This is a genomic window from Saccharospirillum sp., assembly GCF_039982735.1.
Classification (GTDB): domain Bacteria; phylum Pseudomonadota; class Gammaproteobacteria; order Pseudomonadales; family Natronospirillaceae; genus Saccharospirillum.
This window is the reverse complement of record NZ_JBDWXV010000015.1, coordinates 34,657-58,425: the sequence shown is the minus strand read 5'-3', so window position 1 is coordinate 58,425 and position 23,769 is coordinate 34,657. Positions and strand designations below refer to the sequence as shown.

Here is a 23,769-nt window from a genome sequence, read left to right as displayed (position 1 = left end):
GGTTTGACGAGTAGCCACTGCCTGTCCTTTGAGTCGTTCCTGGTCTCTGTTTCATTCTAACGTCTGATCATTGGTGAGCCATCAACCGGTTGTTGTAACCGCTGTGTGTGCCTGCCTGATGCAACGTTCTGACTGTTTGAAACGTCATGGCCAAATCTGATCAATTCTCAATTTTTTACGTGATGAACTCGCGCGGTTCGTCGTGGACAGGTGAATCTATGAAGTCGAAAAACACGCCTATTTCGCTGGCACTGACTCTGGCCGCTACTGCTGTACTGGCAGGCTGTAACGCCAGTTCGAAGGATGATACTCCCGAAACTGTGCAACCACCTTTTAAGGTCAGTGTTGAATTTCCATTAACGACAATCTCAAACGGCCTGATGCGTTCTCAACTCGTGGGTGGTGCGGGCAGTGTTTGCTCAAGTGTCCAGCCAGATGATTGTGATGACTGGGATGAATATTGGGCATACTACGGCGATGCGTCGGCAAAAGTCGCCGTTGCACTGACCGAACCGGTCGAAATGAGTCAGGTTAAAATTGATGCCCTGGTGGCTGATCCGTCTTGGGAAACCGATCCGGATTTTAAAACCGGTGTTGAGCTAATTCTTAATTATTTACAGCAAGAACTTGGCGCCACGCCCGAGTACGCTGACTGGCAGGATTTCAGAGCCGACTTTATCAGCATCACCGCCACAGAAGTGCCAGGGTTGCCCGAGGGTGTCGATGGCGACAGCATCTGGTTCGACAGTTCGTCTGCTCAATACGCAACCTTTGAAGGCTTGAAAAAGGCGGACCAGCGTCTGAACTACACCGTGACGGCAGCCAAGTCGGTGGCGGTCAATGCCATGGTGGATGCCCTGGCAGCCGATGTTCTGACTGACGAGCAAGACGTCATTAAAACCGTGGTCGCGGATCTGGTCAGTGCCCAGACTCGCAAGCAGGATGAATTGCTGCTGGCGCTGAAAGACATCGATGCGGGCGGTACGCTACTTGCTGATGGCGATGCACTTTATAACTCAGACCTGAGTTATCTGGTTGACGACGATAACGACGGTGACTTCTTCCGTTTGGTTGATACGCTGGATGCCAATAGCTTTATTCTTGACCAGACGATCATTGACGCCATTGACGTACAGTCTGGCTGGGACAGCAGCGAACACCAAGATGAGGTGGTGTTGATCCTGCAAGCGATGCTGGATGAATCCGGTGAAGTCTCAGTCGATTACAGCAACAATACTGGTGAAGGCGAAAACCGAGATGTGTTTGGCGATGCATTTTCCGACGTCGTACTGCGCGATGGTTATGAAACCGGACTGGACCTTTGGAACGACTTGCCAGGAACGATACGGTACAAAATACTCGAATTGCTTATTGATGACCTTACTGACTATGAGAGAGCGGTAGAGTATGTAGGTCTTTCGAATTCAGTCAATGGTGATGCAGTCGGTTTATATCAAGCGTTTGTTGAGCAAGCTCGTGATGCCAGTGGCAAAGAGACGCCGACTATTCTTGTCATGACATCATCTTCAGCAAACAGTTACGCCGCTGCCGATTATTATCAGGGTGTGTTCGAACAGGCGGGAGCCGAAGCCCGCTGGTTACCACTTGACCGTGCCTACCGCAAGGCACGCGATGAAGCCCAGTGCGACTGGCTGGCCGCCTACCACAGCGATTATGCGTCAGCGGCCCATCTGGATCTTCTCTATCCGGATTACTTCGAGTCACACATGACCGCTTGTGAACAGGGGCTGGCAAGTGAAATCGAAGCAGCTGATGGCATTTTCATCAATGGTGGTGATCAGGTTCGCAGCTTTGATGCACTGGTGACTTTCGATGGCGCCGTCCGCCAGGAAAGTGCAGAGCTGACTCAGATCCTGGCGCGCCAAGCCGCCGGTGATCTGATTATTGGCGGTACCTCAGCTGGTGCGGCTGTTCAGGGGGGTGGTAAACTGCTCAATGCTGAACCCGTGAATCCGATGATTACGGCAGGCTCGGCCTACGATTCGCTGGTAAATGGTTACGACAGCAGTAATCACGAACCTACGGGTGGTATGGGCACCTTTCCCTGGGGTGTGACTGACACGCATTTTTCGGAGCGCGCTCGCGAAACCCGCCTAATCCGACTGGTCGAGGAAGCCAATGTTCGGTTTGGGTTCGGTGTGGATGAGACCACAGCCTTGAATGTAGCCGAGCACAATGAAGAAGGTACTCACCGTGTTGTAATGCAGGTAACGGGTGCTGGTGGTGTCTATATCATCGACGCTGCTGAACTGGTGGCGACTGCCGATGCTCCGTTCGAGGCAAACAATGTCATTACTCACTACCTGACCGAAGGGGACCGGTTTGTCTGGTATCCGCAATCAGAAACGTATGACATCGAGTTTGCGGAAACGGGTACGGAGCTGACCCTGGATCAGACGCCGGCAGTCGGTGCCACCAACAACGATGTCTTGTATGAAGACAATTATCGGACCTGGGTTCGCAATACTCTGGTTGCTGGTGAGGCGAGTGCCACGGGAACCTCTTTTGTAGAAGATGATCCGCAATACACCCTGACAATCTCTGCCGATGTCAGCACAGTGGCGGTGCAGAAAGGTGATCAGGTGTCATATCAGAATCTGACGCTGGATATTGCCCACGACTGATTAGTCCAACGCTGACTTGAAAGCCGGGGCAACCCGGCTTTTTTTATGGGGTTGTAAACGCTAGGCGTTTACCCCGGTAAACCACGGAACGCCAAGCTCCGTAACGTCTATACGCCAAATGGATGATCTTTGTTTGGCGCTTTGTTCAAGACATTTGTTACAAAATCCGTATAATTCGCTGCGGTTGGCTTAACTGTTGGCGCTGCGGGTTAGCATACACTCGCTTTAATCCGTCGCCATGGTGGGCTCCCACGGTTTCAGGAAGTGGTTTGTTACTGAATGACGCTTGTACAAACCGATGTTCGCGGGTGTACCGCACATCGTAAAAGTGTCGCAAACGGCTTTCCAATGCTTACTTTTCAGCGGGCGAATATCCTAATGACTGCAATCACTACAGACGTTGTGTTAGTTGGTGCCGGCGCCATGAGCGCTACCCTGGGAATGATGTTGAAACAGCTGGATCCCAGTTTCGAGATCCTGATGCTGGAGAAGCAAAACAGCGTCGCGCAGGAAAGCAGTGATGGCTGGAATAATGCGGGCACGGGTCATGCCGCCTATTGCGAGCTAAATTACACGCCGGTCAAGGCCGATGGCAGCATCGACACCTCCAAGGCGTTCAACATCAATTCTGCCTTTGAAGTGAGTCTGCAGTTCTGGTCTTATCTGGTGGAGCAGGGCGCCTTGCCGGAACCGGCCCGGTTTATTAACACCGCGCCGCATAAAAGCTTCGTCTGGGGTGACGACAATGTTGCCTTCCTGAAAAAGCGCTATGAAACGCTGAAAGCCCATCACCTGTTCAAAGACATGGAATTTACCGACGACCCGGAGGTGTTGCGCCAGTGGATGCCGCTGATCATGCAGGATCGCGATCCGCACCAAAAAGTGGCAGGAACCCGCGTTCGGTATGGTTCTGATGTCGATTTTGGGGCACTGACCCGGCATTTGGTGAGCAATCTGGAGCAACAGCAAGGCTTCGAATTGAAGCTGTCCCACGAAGTGGTCGACCTGAACCAGAAAGACAATGGTCGCTGGGCCATTACCCTGAAAGACACTAAAACCGGCTCGATACAGGCCGTGGATGCCCGCTTTGTGTTTTTGGGTGCCGGTGGCGGTGCCTTGCCCCTGCTGCAGAAATCGGGTGTACCGGAAGGACACGGCTATGGAGGTTTTCCGGTCAGTGGTCAGTGGCTGGTATGCCGCAAGCCCGAGGTCGTTAAGCAACACCACGCCAAGGTGTATGGCAAAGCGCCTCTGGGTGCGCCGCCAATGTCCGTTCCGCACCTGGATACCCGTATCATCGATGGTAAAGAAGCGCTGTTGTTCGGCCCCTTTGCCGGGTTCACCACCAAGTTTCTGAAACAGGGGTCTTTCCTTGACCTGGTCAAATCGGTCCGGCCCAACAACCTGAAACCCATGGTGATTGCGGGCCTGGGTAATATGGACCTGACCCGCTACCTGATCAGCGAAGTGATGCAGTCGCACAAATCCCGGGTCGATGCCTTGCGCAAGTTCTACCCCAATGCGCGGGACGAAGACTGGGAGCTGGCCATCGCCGGTCAGCGTGTTCAGATCATCAAGAAAGACCCTGTCGTCGGGGGCAAGCTGGAGTTCGGGACCGAGGTGATCTCCACCGCCGATGGCAGCCTGGCGGCTCTGTTGGGGGCCTCCCCGGGCGCATCCACAGCGGCGCAGACTATGATCAACATCATTGAAACCTGCTTTGCAGAGCGCATGAGCGATGCGGGCTGGCAGCAGAAGATGAAGACGATGGTGCCTTCCTACGGCAAGTCGCTGATTAACGACGCCGACTTGCTGGCAGAGGTACGTCAGCGCACCCTGGAAACCCTGAAACTGCATCCTTGATATGTCTAATAAACCCAGCCTGCCTGTAGCAGGCCGGGTTAACTTCCTTGTGAATAACTCAAATTTCGGAGTTCGGGGCGGCTAAGTGGCATTGGCCCGCAGCGGCTACCGGGGTTGCCCCTGTGGGGTCGGTGTGGATCCGTCCATGGAGCCTAGACCGCAGCATCCCTGCTGCGGACTACCCCACAGGGGCAACCCCGGCACCCGCCGCTTGTCACCTCAGCGAACTCCGAAACTTGAGTTATCAAATAATCCTCCCTCCTGGCACGGCATCTGCTAAGTTAAATTCTGACCGAACGGTCCAGAGGTGCTTGCGCGTGTAAAGTCTGCGAAAATCGCCGCTGTTACAAAACACCACAGTGGTTACACACCATGACCGCTGTTACGGAAAACCATAAAAACAAGGCGACTGACCATTTGGCTGCGTTCGTACGGACGCCCGTTTGGGTTGCCTATAATAGGAATCATCATGCTGGAACAATTCTTCAAGCTGAAAGAACTCGGAACCGATGTTCGCACCGAAGTGCTTGCGGGTATTTCTACTTTCCTGACCATGGCGTACATCATCGCCGTGAACCCGGGCATCCTGTCGGCGACGGGCATGCCGTTCGACGCTGTGTTTGTGGCTACCTGTATTGCCGCTGCCCTGGGCACCGGCATCATGGGTTTGCTGGCTAACTACCCGGTGGCACTGGCCCCGGGCATGGGTCTCAACGCCTTCTTCACCTTTGGTGTTGTGATGGGCATGGGCGTTAGCTGGGAAGTGGCGCTGGGCTGTGTGTTCTGGTCCGGTATCCTGTTTGTGCTGCTCAGTGCCTTCAAAGTACGGGAGTGGATCATCAACGCCATTCCCGGGTCGATGAAAACCGGCATTGCCGTTGGTATTGGTTTGTTCCTGGCCATTATTGGCTTGCAGGGTGCGGGCGTGGTGGTCAACAACGACGCCACTCTGGTTGGCCCGGGCGATCTGAGCTCACCGCAGGTGATTCTGGCGTTTCTGGGTTTTGCACTGATCACAGCCTTGCACCACCGGGGCGTTACCGGCAGCGTCATCATAGGTATTCTGGCCACCACGGTTGCCGGCTTCTTTTTCGGTCTGGTTGAATACAACGGCCTGGTTTCGATGCCGACGGGCCTCAGTGCCACCTTCTTCCAGCTGGATATTCTTGGCGCCCTGGAACTGAGCCTGATCGCCGTCATTCTGGCGTTCCTGTTTGTGGATGTGTTTGATACCTCGGGCACGCTGGTGGCCGTTGCCAAAGAAGGCAAACTGCTTGACAAAGACGGCAAGCTGCCGCGGCTGGGCAAGGCACTGATGGCAGACAGTACGGCCTCTGTTGCGGGTTCATTGCTGGGTACCTCGACCACCACCAGTTACATTGAGAGTGGTGCCGGCATCGCTGCCGGTGGTCGTTCTGGCCTGACTGCGCTGACCGTGTCTGTACTGTTTCTGCTGGCGCTGTTCTTCTCGCCCCTGGCCCAAATGATCCCATCCTACGCGACGGCCTCGGCCCTGCTGTTCGTAGCGGTGCTGATGATTTCATCGATTTCCAGTGTTGACTGGAAAGACCTGACCGAAGCTGCTCCAGTCGTGGTGACAGCCGTCATGATGCCGCTGACTTATTCCATTGCAGAAGGTATCGCGGCCGGTTTCATCACTTATGCTGTGGTCAAAGTATTCGCCGGCAAGGCGAAAGACGTGAACATTAGCGTTTACATCATTGCCGGTGCTGCCTTGCTGAAGTACGTCTTCCTGTAACGGCCTGGCGGGCTGAGCTCGCCAGAAGCATCGCGAAAACAAAACGGGGCCGCTACAATGGCCCCGTTTTTTATGTGAAGTGGAATCGTCAGTGCTAAATAACTCTGTACAGAACACCGAAAATCAGGCCGGGTTGTTTGACCCAAAAGCTTACATTCGCACCGTGCCGGACTGGCCGAAGCCTGGGGTGCAGTTTCGTGACATCACCACGCTGTTGTCTGACGCTCGGGTGTTTCGTCAGCTGATCGATGCCTTCGTACACCGGTATTTCGATTATAAAATCGATGCCGTGGTTGGTATTGATGCCCGTGGTTTCATTCTGGGTGCGCCACTGGCCTATCAGCTTAATACCGCCTTTGTGCCGGTACGCAAGCAGGGAAAACTGCCGTTTGACACTCTGGAAGAAGCCTATGAGCTGGAATATGGCCAGGCGGTATTGCAAATTCATGCTGATGCACTTAAGCCGGGCCAGCGTGTGCTGGTGATCGATGACCTCATTGCCACCGGTGGCACTCTGGTTGCGGCCTGTTCGCTGGTACAGCGGCTGGGGGCCGAGGTGGTTGAATGCAGCGCCATTGTCGATCTGCCCGACCTCGGTGGCAGCCAGACGCTGAGGCGTACCGGTTATACGGTTCGTGCTCTGTGCGAGTTTGAGGGCGACTAAAGCGGTATAACCCATTCAACCAGTATGTGGGTAGACTGATTCTTTCCGGGGCGTCTCGGTTCCGGTATCCGCAGCAGACAGGCAGGGGGCAACCATGACCATTTATCGAGCATTACGAATACATCTCACCGATGAAGGGGTGACTCGCGCCATTGAAGATCGGGCAATGAGCGAACTGCCCGATCACGATGTCCTGATACGGGTGCACTGGTCGTCGCTGAACTACAAGGATGCGCTGTCTGCAAACGGCCACAAGGGCGTGAGCCGCTACTACCCCCATACGCCCGGCATCGATGCTGCAGGGGTCGTTGAACGCGACCGGTCCGGTCAGTTTCAGCCGGGGACTGAAGTCGCCGTCATCGGTTTTGATCTGGGCATGAACACCCAGGGTGGCTTTGCCGACTACGTCTGTGTGCCGGCCGACTGGGTGGTGACTCTGCCAACCGGTCTGAGCATGGCTGACAGCATGCGGCTCGGTACTGCCGGGGTAACTGCGGCCTATTGCCTTGAAAAACTGATTGAAACCGGTGTCCGTGCCGACGACGGGCCCATACTGGTTACTGGCGCAACGGGTGGTGTCGGCAGCCTGGCGGTGCATTTACTCTCGACACTGGGCTATAAGGTGACTGCCGTTACGGGCAAGACTGATGCCCACGATTGGCTGCGACAGCTGGGTGCAACCGACATACTGCCCCGGGAAGCCCTCAGCGAACCGGACCCGAAGGCTTTGCGACCGGCTCAGTTCGCCGGTGCCATCGATACTATCGGGGAACACACTCTGGTCAATATTCTCAAGAGCTTGCGTTTTGGCGGGTCAGTAGCGGCTTGTGGCATTGTGGGTGGCACGGCGCTTCCCGCCGATATATTCCCGTTTATTCTGCGAGGCGTGAACTTGCTGGGTGTCGCCAGTGCCGATGCGCCACTCGATGCTCGCACCCGGGTGCTGGCCAAGTATGCCGGTCTGTGGAAGCTGCCGCTGCTAAGCTCGATGTGTGACACCCTGACGCTCGATGAACTGGGGCCCCGTATCGACGCCATGTTGTCCGGCAAGATTCAGCGTCGCGCGCTGATCCGCATTGCCCAGGACTGACCCGGTGGTGCAAACGGATTCAACAGCATCGGGCTGGACCCTGGACCCCGACGTCGCCCTGACTGACCCGGGCTGGCGGGCAGCGCTTGCCCCCATTCTCGCCGAGCCGCAACAGCGCACTCTGGTTCAATGGCTTAACCGGCGTGCGGCACAGGGTGCACAGCTGTATCCCCCCGCCGAGTCTGTGTTCAGAGCGCTCAATGCCACCCCGGTCGAGCAGGTCAAGGTCGTCATTCTGGGGCAAGACCCATACCACGGCCCAGGCCAGGCACAAGGGCTGAGCTTTTCAGTCCCTACCGGGGTTCGGTTTCCACCCAGCTTGCGCAATATCTTCAAGGAGCTGGGCAGTGATGTACCGTTCAGTCCGCCTGACATCGGCGATCTGACGCCCTGGACGCAACAGGGCGTATTGCTGCTGAATGCGGTACTGACGGTTGAGCAGGGCCAGGCCAATGCTCACAAGGGAAAAGGCTGGGAAGCCGTTACCGATGCGGTGATTGATCACATTAACCGGAATCGGAACGACGTGGTGTTTATGTTGTGGGGCAGCTACGCCCAGAAGAAAGGTCAAATGATTGACCGTCAGCGTCACTGTGTTCTGACGGCTCCACATCCATCGCCTTTGTCAGCACATCGGGGCTGGTTTGGATCCGGGCACTTTTCGAAGGCAAATGCCTATTTACGTGGCACCCGTCAAACACCCGTCGACTGGCAGCTTCAGACGACGGTTTACGTCTGACTTGCACGGGTAAAAGCCCACCTGCAGCTTTGCTATCCAACTGTAAATTCTCAAAAAAATCCGCTATTTGCCTGCCATTGCACGGCGTCTGGACTAACCTTAAGAAGGTAAGAAGACAGAAACCTCCGGCTCGAAATGCATTCAGCCCGGGTTCATCTTTCTTCGCCTGTTCATTGCAAAAAACGGAGTACGCCGGGTGGCCGGTACCTCATCTTAACCTGTCTGGTTTCATACACTGGCGCGTACTTTGCAGCTAGGAAACCGGTGGATTGATAAACACTGAAGCATGATAGACATCGCTCATGGAAAGAGCCTAATTGATAGCGTTTTAGGGGGTCGTTCATGGATATTTTCAAGCACTTTCAGTCACGTTACGAAGCCAGGTTGCTGGAGGAGTATTCCCTCGAAGAGTACCTCAGTCTATGCAAAGAGGACCCGATGGCGTACTCATCGGCACCCGAGCGCATGCTCGCCGCCATTGGCGAGCCTCAGGTCATCGATACCGCCAAAGACTCGAGGCTGAGCCGCATTTTCTCCAATAAAATCATCCGGCGGTACCCGGCCTTTGAAGAATTCTATGGCATGGAAGAGCCGATCGAACAGATCGTTTCCTATTTCCGTCACGCTGCTCAGGGGCTGGAAGAGAAGAAACAGATTCTTTATTTGCTGGGCCCGGTGGGCGGGGGCAAATCGTCGCTGGCTGAGCGCTTGAAGCAATTGATTGAGACAGTCCCGTTCTATGCTATCAAAGGCTCTCCGGTGTACGAGAGCCCGCTCAGTCTGTTCGACCCGGATGAAGATGGCGCTATTCTCGAAGAGCGGTACGGCATCCCCAACCGGTATCTGCGGTCTATCATGTCGCCCTGGGCGGTTAAGCGCCTTCATGAGTATGGGGGCGACATCAGTCAGTTCCGGGTGGTGAAATTGTTTCCATCCATAACCGATCAGGTGGCGGTTGCGAAGACTGAACCGGGTGATGAGAACAACCAGGACATTTCAGCACTGGTCGGTAAAGTCGATATCCGCATGCTTGAGGATTTCCCCCAGAACGACCCGGACGCCTACAGCTTCTCTGGCGCCCTGTGTAAAGCAAACCAGGGCCTGATGGAATTTGTCGAGATGTTCAAGGCGCCGATTAAGGTGCTGCACCCGCTGCTCACCGCCACCCAGGAAGGTAACTACAACGCCACTGAAGGCATGAGTGCCATTCCCTTCTCGGGTACGGTGCTGGCGCACAGTAACGAATCGGAGTGGAAAGCGTTTCGTAACAACAAGAACAACGAAGCCTTTCTGGACCGGGTGTTCATCGTTAAGGTGCCGTATTGCACCCGGGTCACCGAAGAAATCAATATCTATCGCAAGCTGATCGAAAACAGTTCACTGGCGGAATCACCCTGTGCACCGGACACCCTGAAAATGCTGGCCCAATTTTCGGTGCTGTCACGACTCAAGGAACCCGAGAACTCCAACGTCTATTCGAAAATGCGCGTCTACGACGGCGAAAACCTGAAAGACACAGACCCCAAGGCCAAAACCATTCAGGAGTACAAAGATTCCGCCGGTGTCGACGAAGGCATGGACGGTCTCTCGACCCGGTTCGCGTTCAAGATATTGTCGAAGGTGTTCAACTTCGACGCCACCGAGGTGGCTGCCAACCCGGTGCATCTGCTCTACGTGCTGGAAGATCAGATTGAGCAGCAGCAGTTCCCTCAGGAAGTGCATGATCGCTATCTGGCGCACCTGAAAGAATACCTGGCGCCACGCTATGTGGATTTTATCGGCAAGGAAATTCAGACTGCCTACCTCGAAAGCTATTCCGAATACGGCCAGAATATATTTGACCGTTACGTCACCTATGCTGATTTCTGGATACAGGATCAGGAGTTCCGCGACCCGGAAACCGGTGAGATTCTGGACCGGGCGGCGCTGAACGAAGAACTGGAAAAGATCGAGAAACCTGCAGGCATCTCCAACCCCAAAGACTTCCGCAACGAGATCGTCAATTTTGTGTTGCGCGCCCGTGCCAACAACGAGGGTCGCAATCCGAGCTGGCAGAGCTATGAGAAGCTGCGTGCAGTCATCGAGAAGAAGATGTTCTCGAACACCGAAGATCTGCTGCCGGTGATTTCCTATTCGGCCAAGTCATCGACCGATGACGAGAAGAAACATCAGGATTTTGTGCGGCGCATGGTCAACCGTGGCTACACCGAGAAGCAGGTACGTCTGCTGAGCGAATGGTATTTGAGAGTGCGCAAGTCGTCCTGATCGTTATCGAACCGGCTGGCCAGCAGACAACACCCTTGCCCGCCAGCCGGCCAACCCGGTCAGCCCGACACACAGAGGTCACAGTATGATGAATTCCTACGTGATTGACCGTCGGTTAAATGGAAAGAACAAGAGTGCGGTTAATCGTCGGCGGTTCCTGGAACGGTATCGCAAGCACATCAAAAAGGCGGTGAACGAAGCGGTGAACAAGCGCTCAATCACCGACATGGAACACGGCGAATCCATTTCCATTCCCTCGGAAGACATTTCCGAGCCGGTCTTCGGCCATGGCCGGGGCGGCAAGCGCAACATCATCAACCCGGGTAACAAGGAATTCCGTTCCGGTGACCGTATTCGCAAGCCACAGGGCGGCGGCGGTGGCCAGGGGCAGGGTAGTGGAGAGGCTGGCAACAGCGGGGAAGGGCTGGATGACTTCACCTTCAACATCACCCAGGATGAATTTCTCGAGTTCCTGTTTGAAGATCTGGAATTGCCCAATCTGGTGCGCAAAGAACTCAAGGAAATGAGCGATCATGTCTATCGCCATGCCGGTTTTACCAGCCAGGGTGTGCCCAACCGCATAAATATTGTCCGCTCATTACGCAACGCCCATGCCCGGCGTATTGCCCTCAGCGGTAAATCCCGGCGTCGGCTGAAAGCGCTCAAAGCACTGGTTGAGCAAGAGATGGAGAAAGAGGAAGTTTTGCGCGATGGCCACTCTTTGCTGGCCTGGCAGGAGGAAATTGAACGACTGGATCAAAAGATCCGCCGAATGCCCTTTATCGATGATTTTGACCTGCGCTTTAACCGCAACGAACGGGTGCCGGTGCCCAGTAATGCCGCCGTCATGTTCTGCCTGATGGACGTCTCCGGCTCCATGACTCAGAACACCAAAGACATGGCCAAGCGCTTCTTTTTGCTGCTTTACCTGTTTCTGCGGCGCAATTACGAGAAAATTGAAGTCGTCTTTATCCGGCATCACACCAGTGCCAAGGAAGTGGACGAGGAGGAGTTTTTCTACTCCCGTGAAACCGGCGGTACCATTGTCTCCAGTGCGTTGAAAATGATGGGCGAGGTGATAAACGACCGCTACCCGTCCAATGCCTGGAACATCTACGCGGCCCAGGCATCCGATGGCGACAACTGGAATGACGATTCGCCCCAGTGCCGTGAGCTGTTGGCCAAGGCGATCATGCCGCTGGTGCAATACTACTCCTATATCGAAATCACACCGCGAGACCACCAGGCGCTCTGGCATGCCTATGAAGATGTTCAGGCCGCGTTTCCGGAACAATTTGCGATGGAGCAGATTATTGATCCGTCCGATATCTATCCGGTCTTCCGCCAGTTGTTTCAGAGGAAAACCACATGACACAGAAGCCTATATCGACCGGCAGTGAATGGACTTTCCCGCTGATACAGGAATACGATCAGGTGATCAGCCAGATCGCCCAGGAATACCGGCTCGATACCTACCCCAACCAGATCGAGATCATCAGCTCGGAACAGATGATGGATGCCTATTCATCCATTGGTATGCCACTGGGCTATCACCACTGGTCTTATGGCAAGCAGTTCCTGCAGACCCAGCAGAATTATCAGCGTGGCTTTATGGGCCTGGCCTATGAGATCGTGATCAATTCCAGCCCGTGCATCGCCTATCTAATGGAAGAGAACACCATGCCCATGCAGGCACTGGTGATTGCCCATGCCTGCTATGGCCACAATTCGTTTTTCAAAAATAACTACCTGTTCAAAACCTGGACAGATGCGACCGCCATCATCGATTACCTGGTCTTCGCCAAACAGTACGTGACCCAGTGCGAAGAACGCTACGGCGTGCGTGAGGTCGAGCGGATACTGGATTCCTGCCATGCACTGCAGAACTATGGCGTTGACCGCTACAAGCGGCCATCCCCGATTTCAGCAGCCGAAGAGCTCTCCCGCCAGGAAGAGCGCGAGGCCTATCAGCAACAGCAAGTGAACCTGCTGTGGCGCACCATACCGGTACCGGAGGGCAAGGAAACCCAGCAGGAGCGTCGCACCTTCCCGTCGGAGCCTCAGGAAAATATCCTGTACTTCATTGAAAAGAATGCCCCCTTGCTGGAACCCTGGCAACGTGAGCTGGTGCGCATTGTGCGCAAACTGGCCCAGTATTTTTACCCCCAGCGCCAGACACAGGTGATGAACGAGGGCTGGGCCAGCTTTTGGCACTACACCCTGATGAACGAGATGTACAATCGGGGGTACATCACCGAAGGTTTCATGATGGAGTTTCTGGCCAGTCATTCCGCCGTGGTGTACCAGCCGCCCTATGATTCAAAATACTATTCCGGGCTGAACCCTTACACCCTGGGCTTTAACATCTACCGGGATCTCAAACGCATTTGTGAACACCCGACCGATGAAGACCGCGAGTGGTTTCCGGATCTGGCGGGGAAGGACTGGCTCGATACGTTGCACTTTGCCATGGAGAACTTCAAGGACGAGAGCTTCATTCAGCAGTTCCTGTCACCCAAGGTCATGCGCGATATGCATCTGTTTGCGGTCTACGACGATGAAGACGAGAGCGAGTACGAGATCAGCGCGATCCACGACGAGCAAGGGTATCGCAAACTGCGGGCGATGCTGGCAGAACAGTACAACCTGAGCATGCGCGAGCCCAACATCCAGGTCGTGGATGTTAATTTGCGCGGTGACCGTTCGCTGACACTGCGCCACACCCGGCACAATAACGTACCGCTCGACAAAGACGCCGATAAGGTGCTCAAGCACGTACACCGGCTGTGGGGCTTCGACGTACACCTGGAATCGTGCCAGGGCGATGACGTACGCCAGCGGTTGCACATGCCACCCAGGGAGATGACGCCAGAGCAGGCTCTGGAGGAAGGCCTGAAGTATGTGTAGCACTAAGGCCATTGTGCACCGGCAGTGGCCTGAGTATGATTCCAGCAACCTGATTAACACGCTCACCCAGTGAGTGGAGGCGACAAACAAGCAGCGTAATACTCTGAAAATCAAACCACCGAGCCCTGGTGGTCTACGTCAAGTGTGATATGACGCCAGGGCCTTGTTCGACACCTACTGTGAAGAACAACAGGGTTGCCGCGGAAACGCGTCAGCCTCCCGACTTGGAAAGGTGATGCATGTTAGAAGACGCGATGGGCCGCCGGTTCTATTACCTGCGGCTTTCGGTAACCGATGTGTGCAACTTTCGTTGCACCTACTGCCTGCCGGATGGCTATCAGGGCAAACCTGATCAGTCTTTCCTGACGTTGCCCGAAATCCGCCAGACGCTGACGGCCTTTGCGGCCCTTGGCACTGAAAAGGTCCGTATTACGGGCGGCGAGCCGGGCCTGCGCCGTGATCTGCCGGAGATCATCAGCGCAGCTGCCCAAACGCCGGGTATCCGGACCGTGGCGCTCACGACCAACGGCTACCGGTTGGCGGAACGTATTGCCCGCTGGCGCCAGGCCGGGTTAAACCAGTTGAATGTCTCCATCGATAGCCTGAACCCAGCCGAATTTCATTCCATAACCGGACATAACCGCCTGCCGGAAATTCTGCGTGGGCTGGAAGCAGCGCTGGCAGAGGGCGTGTCGGTCAAGGTCAATGCTGTGCTGATGCGTGGCTTGCCCGATCAACTGGCTTCCTTTCTGGATTGGCTGAAGACCACTCCGGTCACCTTGCGGTTTATCGAGGTCATGGAGACTGGCGACCACCCGGCTTTCTTTCGCGAGCATCACATCAGCGGCCAGACCGTGAAACAGCAGTTGCTCGCCGCAGGCTGGCAAGCCGTGCAGCGGCGCCGGGATGCCGGGCCTGCCGAGGAATTCTGGCACCCGGACTATCAGGGTCGTATTGGCCTGATCATGCCTTACAGTCAGGATTTCTGCTCCAGTTGCAACCGGCTGCGCATTTCTTCAACGGGAAAGCTGCATCTCTGTCTGTTTTCAGACGGTGGGCTGGACGTTCGCCCCTGGATGCAACCCCATGTGGCCACGACGGAACTGCAAGACAAGCTGACAGCGTTGCTCAGGCACAAGGCGCCGAGTCATTTGCTGCACGAGGGCCAAACCGGTGGCACCCAGAATTTGAGCATCATCGGGGGCTGACGGCGGTGGACAGTCATGACTGAACAGGGGGCCGTGCTGATTCTGGCCGGCGGCCGCAGCCGACGCATGGGTACCGACAAGGCGCAGCTGCCGATGGCGGATACCACGCTGCTGAACTGGCAGCAACAGCGTCTGGCCGCACTCGACTTGCCGGTCTGGCACAGCGGGCCAGACGGCATCGCCGATGCCTGGCCCGATTTTCGGGGCCCCCTGGCCGGACTGTACAGCGCACTGAGGCACCACCCTGAAGCCTCATTCTGGCTAGTCATACCGGTGGATATGCCCGCGCTACCGCTGGACCGCTTGCGCCGGCTGGCGCAATGCATGAAGGCCGGGTCACTCCCCGTGGCTTACAGCAATGCACCGCTACCGCTGGCTGTGCCAGCCACAGAAGCACTCCGGGAAACACTGGCCACCTGGCTGAATCAGCCAGATGGTCCCAGGTCCCTGCGTGCACTGATGTCACATTTTAATGGGCGGTGGCTCACTGAGCCTTTGGATGAACGCGACCGCCTCAACCTAAATACGCCTGAAGACTGGGCTGCGTTTCAGGCACTGCCTGATATGAAGCGCAAACAGCCAGGCATGCCCAGAGGAGAGACCGGTGACTAAGCCGATAAACCCGGAGACAAACCCATCGTCGCAAGCCCTGAACGTGGTGGTGCTAACGGTGTCTGATACGCGCGGCCCGCACAATGACACTTCCGGTCAGTACTTGGCAGACGCCGTTGAAGCGGCTGGGCACCGGGTCATTGAAACGATGATCGAAAAAGACGAGGTATACCAACTGCGGGCCCACCTGTCCCGCTGGATCGCCTCGGTCGATGCCCAGGTGGTACTGATGACCGGAGGCACCGGCTTTACCGGTCGTGATTCGACGCCGGAAGCCGTGGCACCCCTGTTCGATAAGCACATAGAAGGCTTTGGCGAGCTGTTCAGGCAGCTTTCCTATCAGGAAATTGGCACCTCGACGGTACAGAGCCGGGCTCTGGCCGGGCTTGCCAACGGTACGCTGGTGTTCTGTTTGCCAGGTTCAACTGGCGCCTGCCGAACCGGCTGGGAAGGCATCATTCGCGAACAACTCGACTCTACGCACAAGCCCTGTAATTTCGTCGGGCAGTTGAAGGCGGTGGTCTCATGAGCGAATTCAGTCACCTGAACGACCGGGGTGAGGCCAACATGGTCGATGTCTCCGGCAAGGCGGTGTCGCAGCGTGAAGCCAGAGCTGAAGCCTTTGTGACCATGAACGAGGCCGCGCTGACGCTGATCGAACAGGGCGGTCACCACAAGGGCGACATCTTCGGAGTGGCCCGGGTGGCCGGTATTCAGGGCGCCAAACTGACGTCGCAACTGATTCCTCTGTGTCACCCGCTGATGCTCAGCAAGATCGGCGTCGAGCTTGAACTGCAGCGTGCGCAAGGGCGCGTGCGCATCGAAACCCGGTGCAAGCTCGATGGCAAGACCGGGGTCGAGATGGAAGCACTGACCGCCGCGTCGGTCACCGCCCTCACGCTGTTTGACATGGTCAAGGCGGTCGACCCGGGCATGTGCATTGAAGGCGTTCGGGTGCTGGAGAAACAGGGCGGCAAAACAGGTTACTGGACAGCGGACGAGGTTGCTGATGTCTGAACCGGTTCAGGTAAAGTTTTTTGCCCGTTTGCGAGAAGAGCTGGGGGTCTCCAGTCTCAACATTCCGGCTGAGGTAGTGCCCGACCTCGATGCACTGCTTGACTGGTTGGTCAAGGCGCATCCTCAGTGGCAACCGGCACTGCAGGGTAAGCTGATGACGGCAGTGAACCAGAGCATGACCTCGTCCAATGTAGCGCTTCAACCCGGCGACGAAGTCGCTCTGTTTCCACCCGTAACCGGAGGCTGAGTCATGCGAACAACGGCCATAGACGTACGCGTTGGCTCGGACGATTTTAACGTTCAGGTGGAATACGATGCCCTCTGTTCTCACAATACCGATGACGGCGCCGTGGTGTTCTTTGTTGGCCGGGTGCGAGACCTCAATGAGGGGGAAGCGGTTCACAGCCTCCATCTGGAACACTACCCGGGCATGACCGAATCGGTACTGCAGCAGCTGGCAGAGCAGGCGGCCGGGCGCTGGCCGCTGAACCGGGTTCGTATCGTGCATCGGGTGGGCGATTTGCACCCGGCCGACCAGATAGTCTTTGTCGGTGTCAGCAGCCCCCACCGGCAGGCAGCATTTGACGGTGCGGCCTTTGTGATGGACGTTCTGAAAACCGAGGCGCCGTTCTGGAAAAAGGAAACCGGACCAGACGGTACCTCGCGCTGGCTCGATGCGCGACAGAGTGACACCACCCTGGCCGAACGCTGGCGTTAACCCACCTGTTAGTTTGGCCGTTGATCGCTCAGGCAGGCGTCCATGAGCCGGTCTTTTCTAACCCAGATGGTCTGTACCCACTCCTGCACCTCCTGGCGAAGGGCATCGTCATTCTGGTAATCGCCCCGGCTGAAGTGATCGGGAATGGCGATTTCTTCAACTCTCATAATCACATGCTTCATGCGCCCGCACAGTAGATCCCAAAACGATGGGACGCCCTGGGGGTAGACGATGGTGACGTTGGTCAGGGCGCTGAATTTGCTGCCCAACGCCCTGATAGTAAAGGCGATGCCGCCGGCCTTGGGCCTGAGCAAATGCTGGAAAGGGGACGCCTGCTGCTCGTGTTTTAGCGGTGAAAAGCGGGTACCCTCCAGAAAATTCACCACGCTGGTCGGCATTTGGGAAAACTTCTCGCAGGCACGTTGGGTGGCCAGCAAATCCTGCCCGACTTTCTCCGGGTGTTTCTTCAGGTAGGCTTTGGAGTGACGCTCCATGAAAGGGAAGTCGAGGGCCCACCAGGCCTGTCCGACCACAGGAATTCGGGCCATTTGTTTCTTGATGAAAAACTTCAGCAGCGGAATCTTGCGGTGATAGGCCTGGAATAACACAAAAATGTCGGCCCAGGACTGGTGATTGACGGTGAGCAGATACCAGCCTCTGGGGTTGAGCTGGCCTAATCCCTGAATGTCCCAACGGGTTTTCTGCATTCGCCGCATCCACCATAAAATACCGCCCATCCACAGAGCGGCGATTTCAGTGATGCAAGGGTTTACCCAGCGTTGCCCGGCCGGAAACTGAAGTAACAAACGCAGCAGGATAAAGATATAAAGAAAGACCCCGAGAAACAGGGTATGGCCCAGCAGGGCCAGGGCAGCAACAGCGCCCATCAGGTGTGATGCAATGGCGTGAACCATGGAGCGACTCGGTTGATCGGATGGCCGCTCAGTTTATGAAAATGCCACGGCGCTGACAAATCAGCATCACGGTAGCCCGGTCAGAAAGGGGATTCCACCAGCAGGTAACCCTTGCCCCGCACGGTTCGTATTGCGTTCTCCAGCCCGAGCTTCTGACGAATGCCGGATACCAGAATGTCTACTGTGCGTGATACCCCATCGTACTCAATGCCGCGCAGTGCTTTCATGATGTCATCACGGCTGTGAATCACGCCAGGCTGATCGTATAGCAGGCACAGCAGGTTGAACTCGGGTTGGGTCAGTTCAACATCCCGGCCCTGGCAGGTGACTTTGAGATTGCGTTTATCGACGTTGAGCCAGTCGAGCACGGTACCGTCGCTGATGCCCGATGGCGCCTTGATACGGCGGCTGCGACGCAGATGTGCCTTAATTCGCGCCAGTAGAACCCGGGGTTCGACAGGTTTGGTCAGGTAATCGTCGGCCCCCAGTTCAAGCCCGAGAATTTCGTCCAGAGATTCGCCACGAGCGGTCAGAAACAGTATTGGCCCCTGATAAAAACGCTGGATCTGGCGGCAGACTTCCAGGCCATCCTGTCCCGGTAACATGATGTCCAGAATCACCAGGTCCGGTGCCCAGGCCTGAATACGGTCTGGTGCCTGAAGGCCGTCGGCGACGGTCTGCACCTCGAACCCTTCTCGGGTGAGGTATTGTCGGGTCAAATCGCTCAGGGCAACATCGTCTTCGACCAGAACCAGTCGGCCATAGCTGGCCTGATTCGCCTCGGGTTCGCTGGTCGTTGTTTTGTCACTGGAGTGGGAGAACGTCATGGTCGGGTTCCTATGGAGTCCATCGCAGGCTGATCGATGCAGCATAGCTCAGTGGATCGGTCTCAGTCAGGTCGGTAAGATCAACTCGCAGTCGCAGGCGCCAGTCGGGTGCAACTCGCCAGATGATGCGGTTCTCCAGACCAAGCTGGTCGCGGGTCAGCGATTGCACCAGGTTGAATTCCGTCTCCCAGGTGGCAAAGTCGCTACTGACGCCGACCCCAAGATCATGGTCTGTTGTGGTGTTTGCGTCCAGTCGGCGATGCTCGCCTTCCCAGAACAGGCTCGCCCGGCTGCGCGTACCCAACGCCGCCGATAGTGCCGCGCGACTGTCGCTTTCGAGGCCCTGATCGTGCCAGAACTGATCGTGAGCGAGGCGTACCCGAAACGCCCCCATGCTTTGTGCAAAGGCGGCCCGGCCGAGCCAGCCGTCCAGGGTGTCGTCGTGTTGCAAACCCAGGGTCAGTTGTACTATGGCGCTGGGGTTGCGCACCGAAAACCCGCCTTCCAGTCGCCCAAGCCAGGGCGAATCGGTTCTGTCCGGGTAATAGCGGGACAAGGCCGTCACCTGAATCAGCGGTCGCACGGTGTAGGATTGCCGGGTGGAATAGAACACGGTTTTAGGCAGCAGTAGCTGGCCCTGGCCGCCGACCTGAGCATAGCCACTGTTCGTCTGCTCAGTCTGCCCGGCACTGAGTTCCAGATAACTGCTGAACTGATAGTCGCTTACTGTCTGGGCCTCCTGTGCCTGTATCAGCAGCACCTGGGTGTTGATGCGCACCCGCACCGGTAAGTCGGGGTCGGCCAGAACGTCAGCCAGATAGCGTTCGGCGGTGTCTGGCTGGTTCAGTTGCAAGTATAGCACCGCCAGTTCCAGCTTCAGGCGGGCAGCGGTCGGGTTCTGGCTGTGCAGGGCTTCCAGGTCGATGACGGCTTGCACGACGTTGCCGTCGGCCTGCAGTTGTTGAATGGCGGTCAGTTCCTCCGACCAGTCGGTTTCAGCGATAGCAATGGCTGGCAGCGATAACAGCAGCCACAGTGCAGGTCGCAGATGCTTAAACAGTGTCATTGTCATCTTCGTCCTCTTCATCCCTGTCATCGTCTATTTCGCTTTCTTCCATCTCGGTATCATCGTCCAGATCGTCGTCGTCATCATCGTCATCAAGATCGTCGTCGATGCTATTGACCCCGGGGTCTTCACCCAGTGATTCATACCAGGTTTCAAACTGATCATCGGTCCAGTCTTCCGGCAGCGACAGCAGCGTATCGAGCGACAGCGATTCACGTTCACCGGGGGCAAGCTGGCTTAGCCAACGCTCCAGCAGACGCTCCTGAGTGGACCCTGAAGCGCCGGCCCGGTCGGCAATCAACTGGTCCAGTTGCTGCGACAGATCTTCCAGTGAACGAACATCGTTTTGCGATTCAAGCAGGTTGTCGGGCAGGTCGTCCCATTCTCCCCAGTCGTCTTCGGCCAAAACCGGGCCGAGGTTCAGCAGGAGCATGAACACCAGGGCCTCAAGCAGACGGGTGCACACGTTACAGCCCATCATGATGCCACCTCAGCCTGATGCGTCAGAGCAGGGAGTGACACCGTTACCGAGGCACCCCCCAACTCGCTGCGCCCGAGCGTCAATTCACCCTGGTAATGACGCACCAGGGTGGCGACCAGGGTGAGCCCCATGCCATGGCCGTTATGGCTCAGATTGCGCGCCTTGTCGCCACGCACGAAGGGTTGAATGGCGTCATCGAGGCTCATGCCCCGGAACCCCGGGCCGTTGTCTTCAACGGTGAGCACCAGCAGTGGCGGCTGGGCGCTCAGCGTGACACGCGTCTGTCCCTGACCGTACTGAAGGGCGTTACTGATCAGGTTACGGCACAGACGACGCCAGTGGTGGGCAGCGATACTGCCGCGATTGATGGGGTCGAGTACCCGTTCAAGAGTGCCACTGCCCGGTTGCATGCGATCAACCAGGTCGCTCAGTTCATCGCTGACAAAACAATAGGCCGCGTCTGCATCGCTACCGCCGGCTGGTTTTTGCTGGCTCAGTTGATGGTACAGCAACAATTCATCAATCAGTTGATTCAATTCGCGGACGTCGGCTTGCAGTTGCGCCGTCAGAGGGGCGTCCGGGTCGAGCATCGCCAGCGCAAACTGCATTCTGGCCAGTGGCGTTTTCAGATCGTGGGAGACCGCCTGGTTCAGCTGCTGGCTTTGTTCGGCTAGCTGAATCAGACGATCAGCCATCGACTGAATGTGACGCCACATCTCGGTCAGTGCGTCGTTCTGTTTTTCCGGCAGGTCGGGCGACGTCCCCGTTTCGGCGATGGTGTCGATGGCCTGGTTCATGCGAGTCAGACGATATTGCAGTGGCCTCAGCACTCGCCAGAGCGCGAGAGCCGTAATGCTTAGAAAACCCATCAGCAAGATCAGCGTCATATCGGGCGTTAGCCAGACAAACTCCTGAAATGGCCCCAACCTGAGCGCTTGCTCGGAACCGGCCGGTACATAGACAAAAAACTGTTTCAGGGTGTTATTCCGGTCGACCACTACCTGTCCGTTGTCCAGATCGCGTTCCAGCACGAACCCCAGGCCTTCATTGCGCCAGCCCAGGCGCTGAATGCCGATACCCATATCGGCATTCAACTCGGCCAGGCGTTGTTCCCGTTGCGCAGCAGGGACCAGCGACAGCTCGTTGGTCACTAGGAGGCCGAGACCGGTGGCCAGGTGCTCCCAGTCACTGATGGTGACGCTAACGGCCTGCCGGTCATCAAGCGGATGGATGAAGCGGGCCGTTTCGCTGCCCCAGTCAACATCACTGTACTGGGCTTGCTGCAGCTGATTGTCAGCTGCAAGCCAGTTGGTACCCGTCAGCGTTGATACCAGATCCAACCAGGACTGGCGGCGTTCGTCCGTATCCTGGCGCTGGTACCCCTGTTGCACAAACCGGGCGGCAGAACTCAGCAAAGGGTCTGAGAAATGTTTGAAGCGGGCATCGTTGACCAGTGTGACGGCCACAAACAACGCCAGGCCGGCTATCAGTAAGATGCCAACCCAGGTGCTGTAAATTCTGGCGAATATCGAAAACATCAAATGCCCTCAGTGAGACGCCACTATAACGGTCCGGGCGCCGGCTGAGAACGCTTGCCAACAATCCCGGTACAGTATTGAAACATGTCATACAAAGCTGGGGCGTAGGCTTGGTTGCGAGTCAAATCAGCCCATCGGGCATCACATTGATCGTGAGTGGCAGACAGCAGAAGGTGATAACTATGACTAAACCATCACACTTGAAACAGACACAACACAGCACGCCAACGCATCGCGGTATCCGGTCTTACCGCCCCCGTCCGCTGACGATGGCCGTTATTGCCGGTACAACTACCTTGCTCGCAGCCTGCAACCCGGGAGGTGATACCAGTTTGGGACGCGCCACTTTGGATATTCAAGCCACGGCACCCAGCTACAGTGCGAACACAGCGCGTTCTCTGGCGGTGCGGGATGCGGGCGAACCGGTTGTATTGCCCGTCATCAACCCGGACAGCAGTAAAGCGGGGGACCTGACCCTAACCAAAGCCTGGATCGTTGTGCGCTCCATTGAGCTAGAGCAGGATGACGACGACGATGATCAGGATGACGATGACGACAGCGACGACGATGAGATCGAATTTGTCGGACCCTTTGTGGTTAATCTGCTCACCAATGAGGTGACGCCCAACTTGCCAGAGCTGAGTTTGCCCCGGGGCCGATACGACGACATCGAGATCGAGTACGGTCCGTTGCGCAGTAATGACAAGGGTGCAGACGGGCAGCCACTGATGGATCGGTTCGAAGACCTGGGCGCAAATTACAGCCTCTATCTTGAGGGGCAATATACGCCAGTAAACGGGGCAGTGAATGAGTATGACTTTAAACTGACCTACGACGATGATGACGATTTCGAGTTGTCGGGGCTGGATTCCAGTCTGGGCTTTGACGTTGATGGCTCAGTGGATTTGATCGTCGCGTTCCGCATGGCACGCTGGTTCCGGTTTGACGATGATGACACCAATAGCGATGGCGTTCGTTTTGAAGATGGCATCGCGCAGGGAAGCAATGAGATTTTTCTGGACGATGATGACAGCTCAAATGACGCGTCAAAGGTGTATGAAGTTATCGAGGAAAACATCGAGGAATCGGCCGATTACGGTGAAGACGATGACGACGACGGCGACCTGGATTCAGACGAAGATGACGACGATGATAGCGACGACGACTGGGATGACTGGGACGATGACGACAACAGTTGAGCCCGTCTTTGTAACCGAACCCGTGTAAGACCCTTGGCCAGACTATTGTCTGGCTTTTTTTAGCAGGTTGTTGAGAAAGGCTTCCTGCCTTTTTCAAAACACGAGAACCAAAAATTGCGATTTTTGAATCTCTCACAAAATCAATGATTCTACAGTCATCAATTTTGCCGGAACGTCCTTGTTCCGGTAGCAGGCGACTGAAATTCTTCGAATTTCAACAGCCTGTTAGGTGGCAGGAACGTCTGCATTCCGGTAGC

21 protein-coding genes and 1 riboswitch are annotated in these 23,769 nt (G+C 56.2%); of the genes, 16 read left to right on the top strand and 5 right to left on the bottom strand.

Going from position 1 to position 23,769, the window contains the following annotated elements; translation table 11 throughout:
• The first annotated feature begins 218 nt into the window (after positions 1-218).
• The 15 genes from ABJT94_RS13695 to moaE all read left to right on the top strand — a co-directional run bounded on the left by ABJT94_RS13695 (position 219) and on the right by moaE (position 17,487).
• Positions 219-2,645, top strand: coding sequence for a cyanophycinase (locus ABJT94_RS13695; RefSeq protein ID WP_348476089.1), 2,427 nt, complete (start codon positions 219-221; stop codon positions 2,643-2,645).
• A 378-nt stretch (positions 2,646-3,023) separates the two neighbouring features.
• Positions 3,024-4,508, top strand: coding sequence for a malate dehydrogenase (quinone) (gene mqo / locus ABJT94_RS13690; protein WP_348476088.1), 1,485 nt, complete (start codon positions 3,024-3,026; stop codon positions 4,506-4,508).
• Between the two features lie 469 nt (positions 4,509-4,977).
• Complete coding sequence (locus ABJT94_RS13685) at positions 4,978-6,267, top strand: NCS2 family permease (RefSeq protein ID WP_348476087.1); 1,290 nt, start codon at positions 4,978-4,980, stop codon at positions 6,265-6,267.
• A gap of 91 nt (positions 6,268-6,358) precedes the next feature.
• The gene (locus tag ABJT94_RS13680; RefSeq protein WP_348476085.1) at positions 6,359-6,931 is read left to right on the top strand and encodes an adenine phosphoribosyltransferase; all 573 of its coding nucleotides are present in this window, start codon (positions 6,359-6,361) and stop codon (positions 6,929-6,931) included.
• 94 nt (positions 6,932-7,025) lie between these two features.
• On the top strand, positions 7,026-8,021 hold the full coding sequence (locus ABJT94_RS13675) for a YhdH/YhfP family quinone oxidoreductase (RefSeq protein ID WP_348476084.1): 996 nt from the start codon (positions 7,026-7,028) through the stop codon (positions 8,019-8,021).
• Between the two features lie 4 nt (positions 8,022-8,025).
• Entirely contained in the window at positions 8,026-8,760 is a 735-nt protein-coding gene (gene ung / locus ABJT94_RS13670; RefSeq protein WP_348485185.1) for a uracil-DNA glycosylase, read from the top strand.
• A 342-nt stretch (positions 8,761-9,102) separates the two neighbouring features.
• Positions 9,103-11,025 (top strand): PrkA family serine protein kinase, encoded by a 1,923-nt coding sequence (locus ABJT94_RS13665; protein ID WP_348476081.1) that lies wholly within the window; start codon positions 9,103-9,105, stop codon positions 11,023-11,025.
• A gap of 85 nt (positions 11,026-11,110) precedes the next feature.
• Positions 11,111-12,397 (top strand): YeaH/YhbH family protein, encoded by a 1,287-nt coding sequence (locus ABJT94_RS13660; protein WP_348476080.1) that lies wholly within the window; start codon positions 11,111-11,113, stop codon positions 12,395-12,397.
• Complete coding sequence (locus tag ABJT94_RS13655; RefSeq protein ID WP_348476079.1) at positions 12,394-13,932, top strand: SpoVR family protein; 1,539 nt, start codon at positions 12,394-12,396, stop codon at positions 13,930-13,932. The genes ABJT94_RS13660 and ABJT94_RS13655 overlap by 4 nt, the downstream gene beginning before the upstream one ends.
• A gap of 104 nt (positions 13,933-14,036) precedes the next feature.
• A riboswitch (molybdenum cofactor riboswitch) is annotated at positions 14,037-14,183 on the top strand.
• Positions 14,172-15,140 carry a GTP 3',8-cyclase MoaA gene (moaA, locus tag ABJT94_RS13650; protein WP_348476078.1) on the top strand — a complete coding sequence of 323 codons (969 nt, stop codon included), beginning with the start codon at positions 14,172-14,174 and terminating at the stop codon, positions 15,138-15,140. (Overlaps the previous riboswitch by 12 nt.)
• A gap of 15 nt (positions 15,141-15,155) precedes the next feature.
• On the top strand, positions 15,156-15,752 hold the full coding sequence (locus ABJT94_RS13645) for a molybdenum cofactor guanylyltransferase (protein WP_348476077.1): 597 nt from the start codon (positions 15,156-15,158) through the stop codon (positions 15,750-15,752).
• 4 nt (positions 15,753-15,756) lie between these two features.
• Positions 15,757-16,281, top strand: coding sequence for a molybdenum cofactor biosynthesis protein B (gene moaB / locus ABJT94_RS13640; RefSeq protein ID WP_348476159.1), 525 nt, complete (start codon positions 15,757-15,759; stop codon positions 16,279-16,281).
• On the top strand, positions 16,278-16,769 hold the full coding sequence (gene moaC, locus ABJT94_RS13635; RefSeq protein ID WP_348476076.1) for a cyclic pyranopterin monophosphate synthase MoaC: 492 nt from the start codon (positions 16,278-16,280) through the stop codon (positions 16,767-16,769). The genes moaB and moaC overlap by 4 nt, the downstream gene beginning before the upstream one ends.
• Complete coding sequence (locus ABJT94_RS13630) at positions 16,762-17,016, top strand: MoaD/ThiS family protein (RefSeq protein ID WP_348476074.1); 255 nt, start codon at positions 16,762-16,764, stop codon at positions 17,014-17,016. Before moaC ends, ABJT94_RS13630 begins: the two co-directional genes overlap by 8 nt.
• 3 nt (positions 17,017-17,019) lie before the next feature.
• The gene (gene moaE / locus ABJT94_RS13625; RefSeq protein WP_348476073.1) at positions 17,020-17,487 is read left to right on the top strand and encodes a molybdopterin synthase catalytic subunit MoaE; all 468 of its coding nucleotides are present in this window, start codon (positions 17,020-17,022) and stop codon (positions 17,485-17,487) included.
• Positions 17,488-17,495: 8 nt separating this feature from the next.
• On the opposite strand, the gene ABJT94_RS13620 is transcribed toward moaE, so the two are convergent.
• The 5 genes from ABJT94_RS13620 to ABJT94_RS13600 form a co-directional block, all read right to left on the bottom strand.
• Positions 17,496-18,401: an acyltransferase gene (locus ABJT94_RS13620; RefSeq protein WP_348476071.1), complete on the bottom strand. Its 906-nt coding sequence runs from the start codon at positions 18,399-18,401 to the stop codon at positions 17,496-17,498.
• A gap of 80 nt (positions 18,402-18,481) precedes the next feature.
• The gene (locus ABJT94_RS13615) at positions 18,482-19,228 is read right to left on the bottom strand and encodes a response regulator transcription factor (RefSeq protein ID WP_348476070.1); all 747 of its coding nucleotides are present in this window, start codon (positions 19,226-19,228) and stop codon (positions 18,482-18,484) included.
• A 10-nt stretch (positions 19,229-19,238) separates the two neighbouring features.
• On the bottom strand, positions 19,239-20,294 hold the full coding sequence (locus ABJT94_RS13610; protein ID WP_348476069.1) for a tetratricopeptide repeat protein: 1,056 nt from the start codon (positions 20,292-20,294) through the stop codon (positions 19,239-19,241).
• Positions 20,281-20,775, bottom strand: a complete 495-nt coding sequence (locus ABJT94_RS13605; RefSeq protein ID WP_348476068.1) for a hypothetical protein — start codon at positions 20,773-20,775, stop codon at positions 20,281-20,283. The genes ABJT94_RS13610 and ABJT94_RS13605 overlap by 14 nt, the downstream gene beginning before the upstream one ends.
• Positions 20,772-22,313: an ATP-binding protein gene (locus tag ABJT94_RS13600; RefSeq protein ID WP_348476067.1), complete on the bottom strand. Its 1,542-nt coding sequence runs from the start codon at positions 22,311-22,313 to the stop codon at positions 20,772-20,774. The genes ABJT94_RS13605 and ABJT94_RS13600 overlap by 4 nt, the downstream gene beginning before the upstream one ends.
• A gap of 182 nt (positions 22,314-22,495) precedes the next feature.
• On the opposite strand from ABJT94_RS13600, the gene ABJT94_RS13595 reads away from it, so the two are divergent.
• Entirely contained in the window at positions 22,496-23,512 is a 1,017-nt protein-coding gene (locus ABJT94_RS13595; protein WP_348476066.1) for a hypothetical protein, read from the top strand.
• Positions 23,513-23,769: the final 257 nt, after the last annotated feature.

Excerpts from the sequence above, each read along its gene's own strand:
- ABJT94_RS13695 (WP_348476089.1), top strand. The coding sequence starts at position 219 with ATGAAGTCGAAAAACACGCCTATTTCGCTGGCACTGACTCTGGCCGCT.
- mqo (WP_348476088.1), top strand. The coding sequence starts at position 3,024 with ATGACTGCAATCACTACAGACGTTGTGTTAGTTGGTGCCGGCGCCATG.
- ABJT94_RS13685 (WP_348476087.1), top strand. The coding sequence starts at position 4,978 with ATGCTGGAACAATTCTTCAAGCTGAAAGAACTCGGAACCGATGTTCGC.
- ABJT94_RS13675 (WP_348476084.1), top strand. The coding sequence starts at position 7,026 with ATGACCATTTATCGAGCATTACGAATACATCTCACCGATGAAGGGGTG.
- ABJT94_RS13665 (WP_348476081.1), top strand. The coding sequence starts at position 9,103 with ATGGATATTTTCAAGCACTTTCAGTCACGTTACGAAGCCAGGTTGCTG.
- ABJT94_RS13660 (WP_348476080.1), top strand. The coding sequence starts at position 11,111 with ATGATGAATTCCTACGTGATTGACCGTCGGTTAAATGGAAAGAACAAG.
- ABJT94_RS13655 (WP_348476079.1), top strand. The coding sequence starts at position 12,394 with ATGACACAGAAGCCTATATCGACCGGCAGTGAATGGACTTTCCCGCTG.
- moaA (WP_348476078.1), top strand. The coding sequence starts at position 14,172 with ATGTTAGAAGACGCGATGGGCCGCCGGTTCTATTACCTGCGGCTTTCG.
- ABJT94_RS13645 (WP_348476077.1), top strand. The coding sequence starts at position 15,156 with ATGACTGAACAGGGGGCCGTGCTGATTCTGGCCGGCGGCCGCAGCCGA.
- moaC (WP_348476076.1), top strand. The coding sequence starts at position 16,278 with ATGAGCGAATTCAGTCACCTGAACGACCGGGGTGAGGCCAACATGGTC.
- ABJT94_RS13630 (WP_348476074.1), top strand. The coding sequence starts at position 16,762 with ATGTCTGAACCGGTTCAGGTAAAGTTTTTTGCCCGTTTGCGAGAAGAG.
- moaE (WP_348476073.1), top strand. The coding sequence starts at position 17,020 with ATGCGAACAACGGCCATAGACGTACGCGTTGGCTCGGACGATTTTAAC.
- ABJT94_RS13620 (WP_348476071.1), bottom strand. The coding sequence starts at position 18,401 with ATGGTTCACGCCATTGCATCACACCTGATGGGCGCTGTTGCTGCCCTG.
- ABJT94_RS13615 (WP_348476070.1), bottom strand. The coding sequence starts at position 19,228 with ATGACGTTCTCCCACTCCAGTGACAAAACAACGACCAGCGAACCCGAG.
- ABJT94_RS13610 (WP_348476069.1), bottom strand. The coding sequence starts at position 20,294 with ATGACACTGTTTAAGCATCTGCGACCTGCACTGTGGCTGCTGTTATCG.
- ABJT94_RS13605 (WP_348476068.1), bottom strand. The coding sequence starts at position 20,775 with ATGATGGGCTGTAACGTGTGCACCCGTCTGCTTGAGGCCCTGGTGTTC.
- ABJT94_RS13600 (WP_348476067.1), bottom strand. The coding sequence starts at position 22,313 with ATGTTTTCGATATTCGCCAGAATTTACAGCACCTGGGTTGGCATCTTA.
- ABJT94_RS13595 (WP_348476066.1), top strand. The coding sequence starts at position 22,496 with ATGACTAAACCATCACACTTGAAACAGACACAACACAGCACGCCAACG.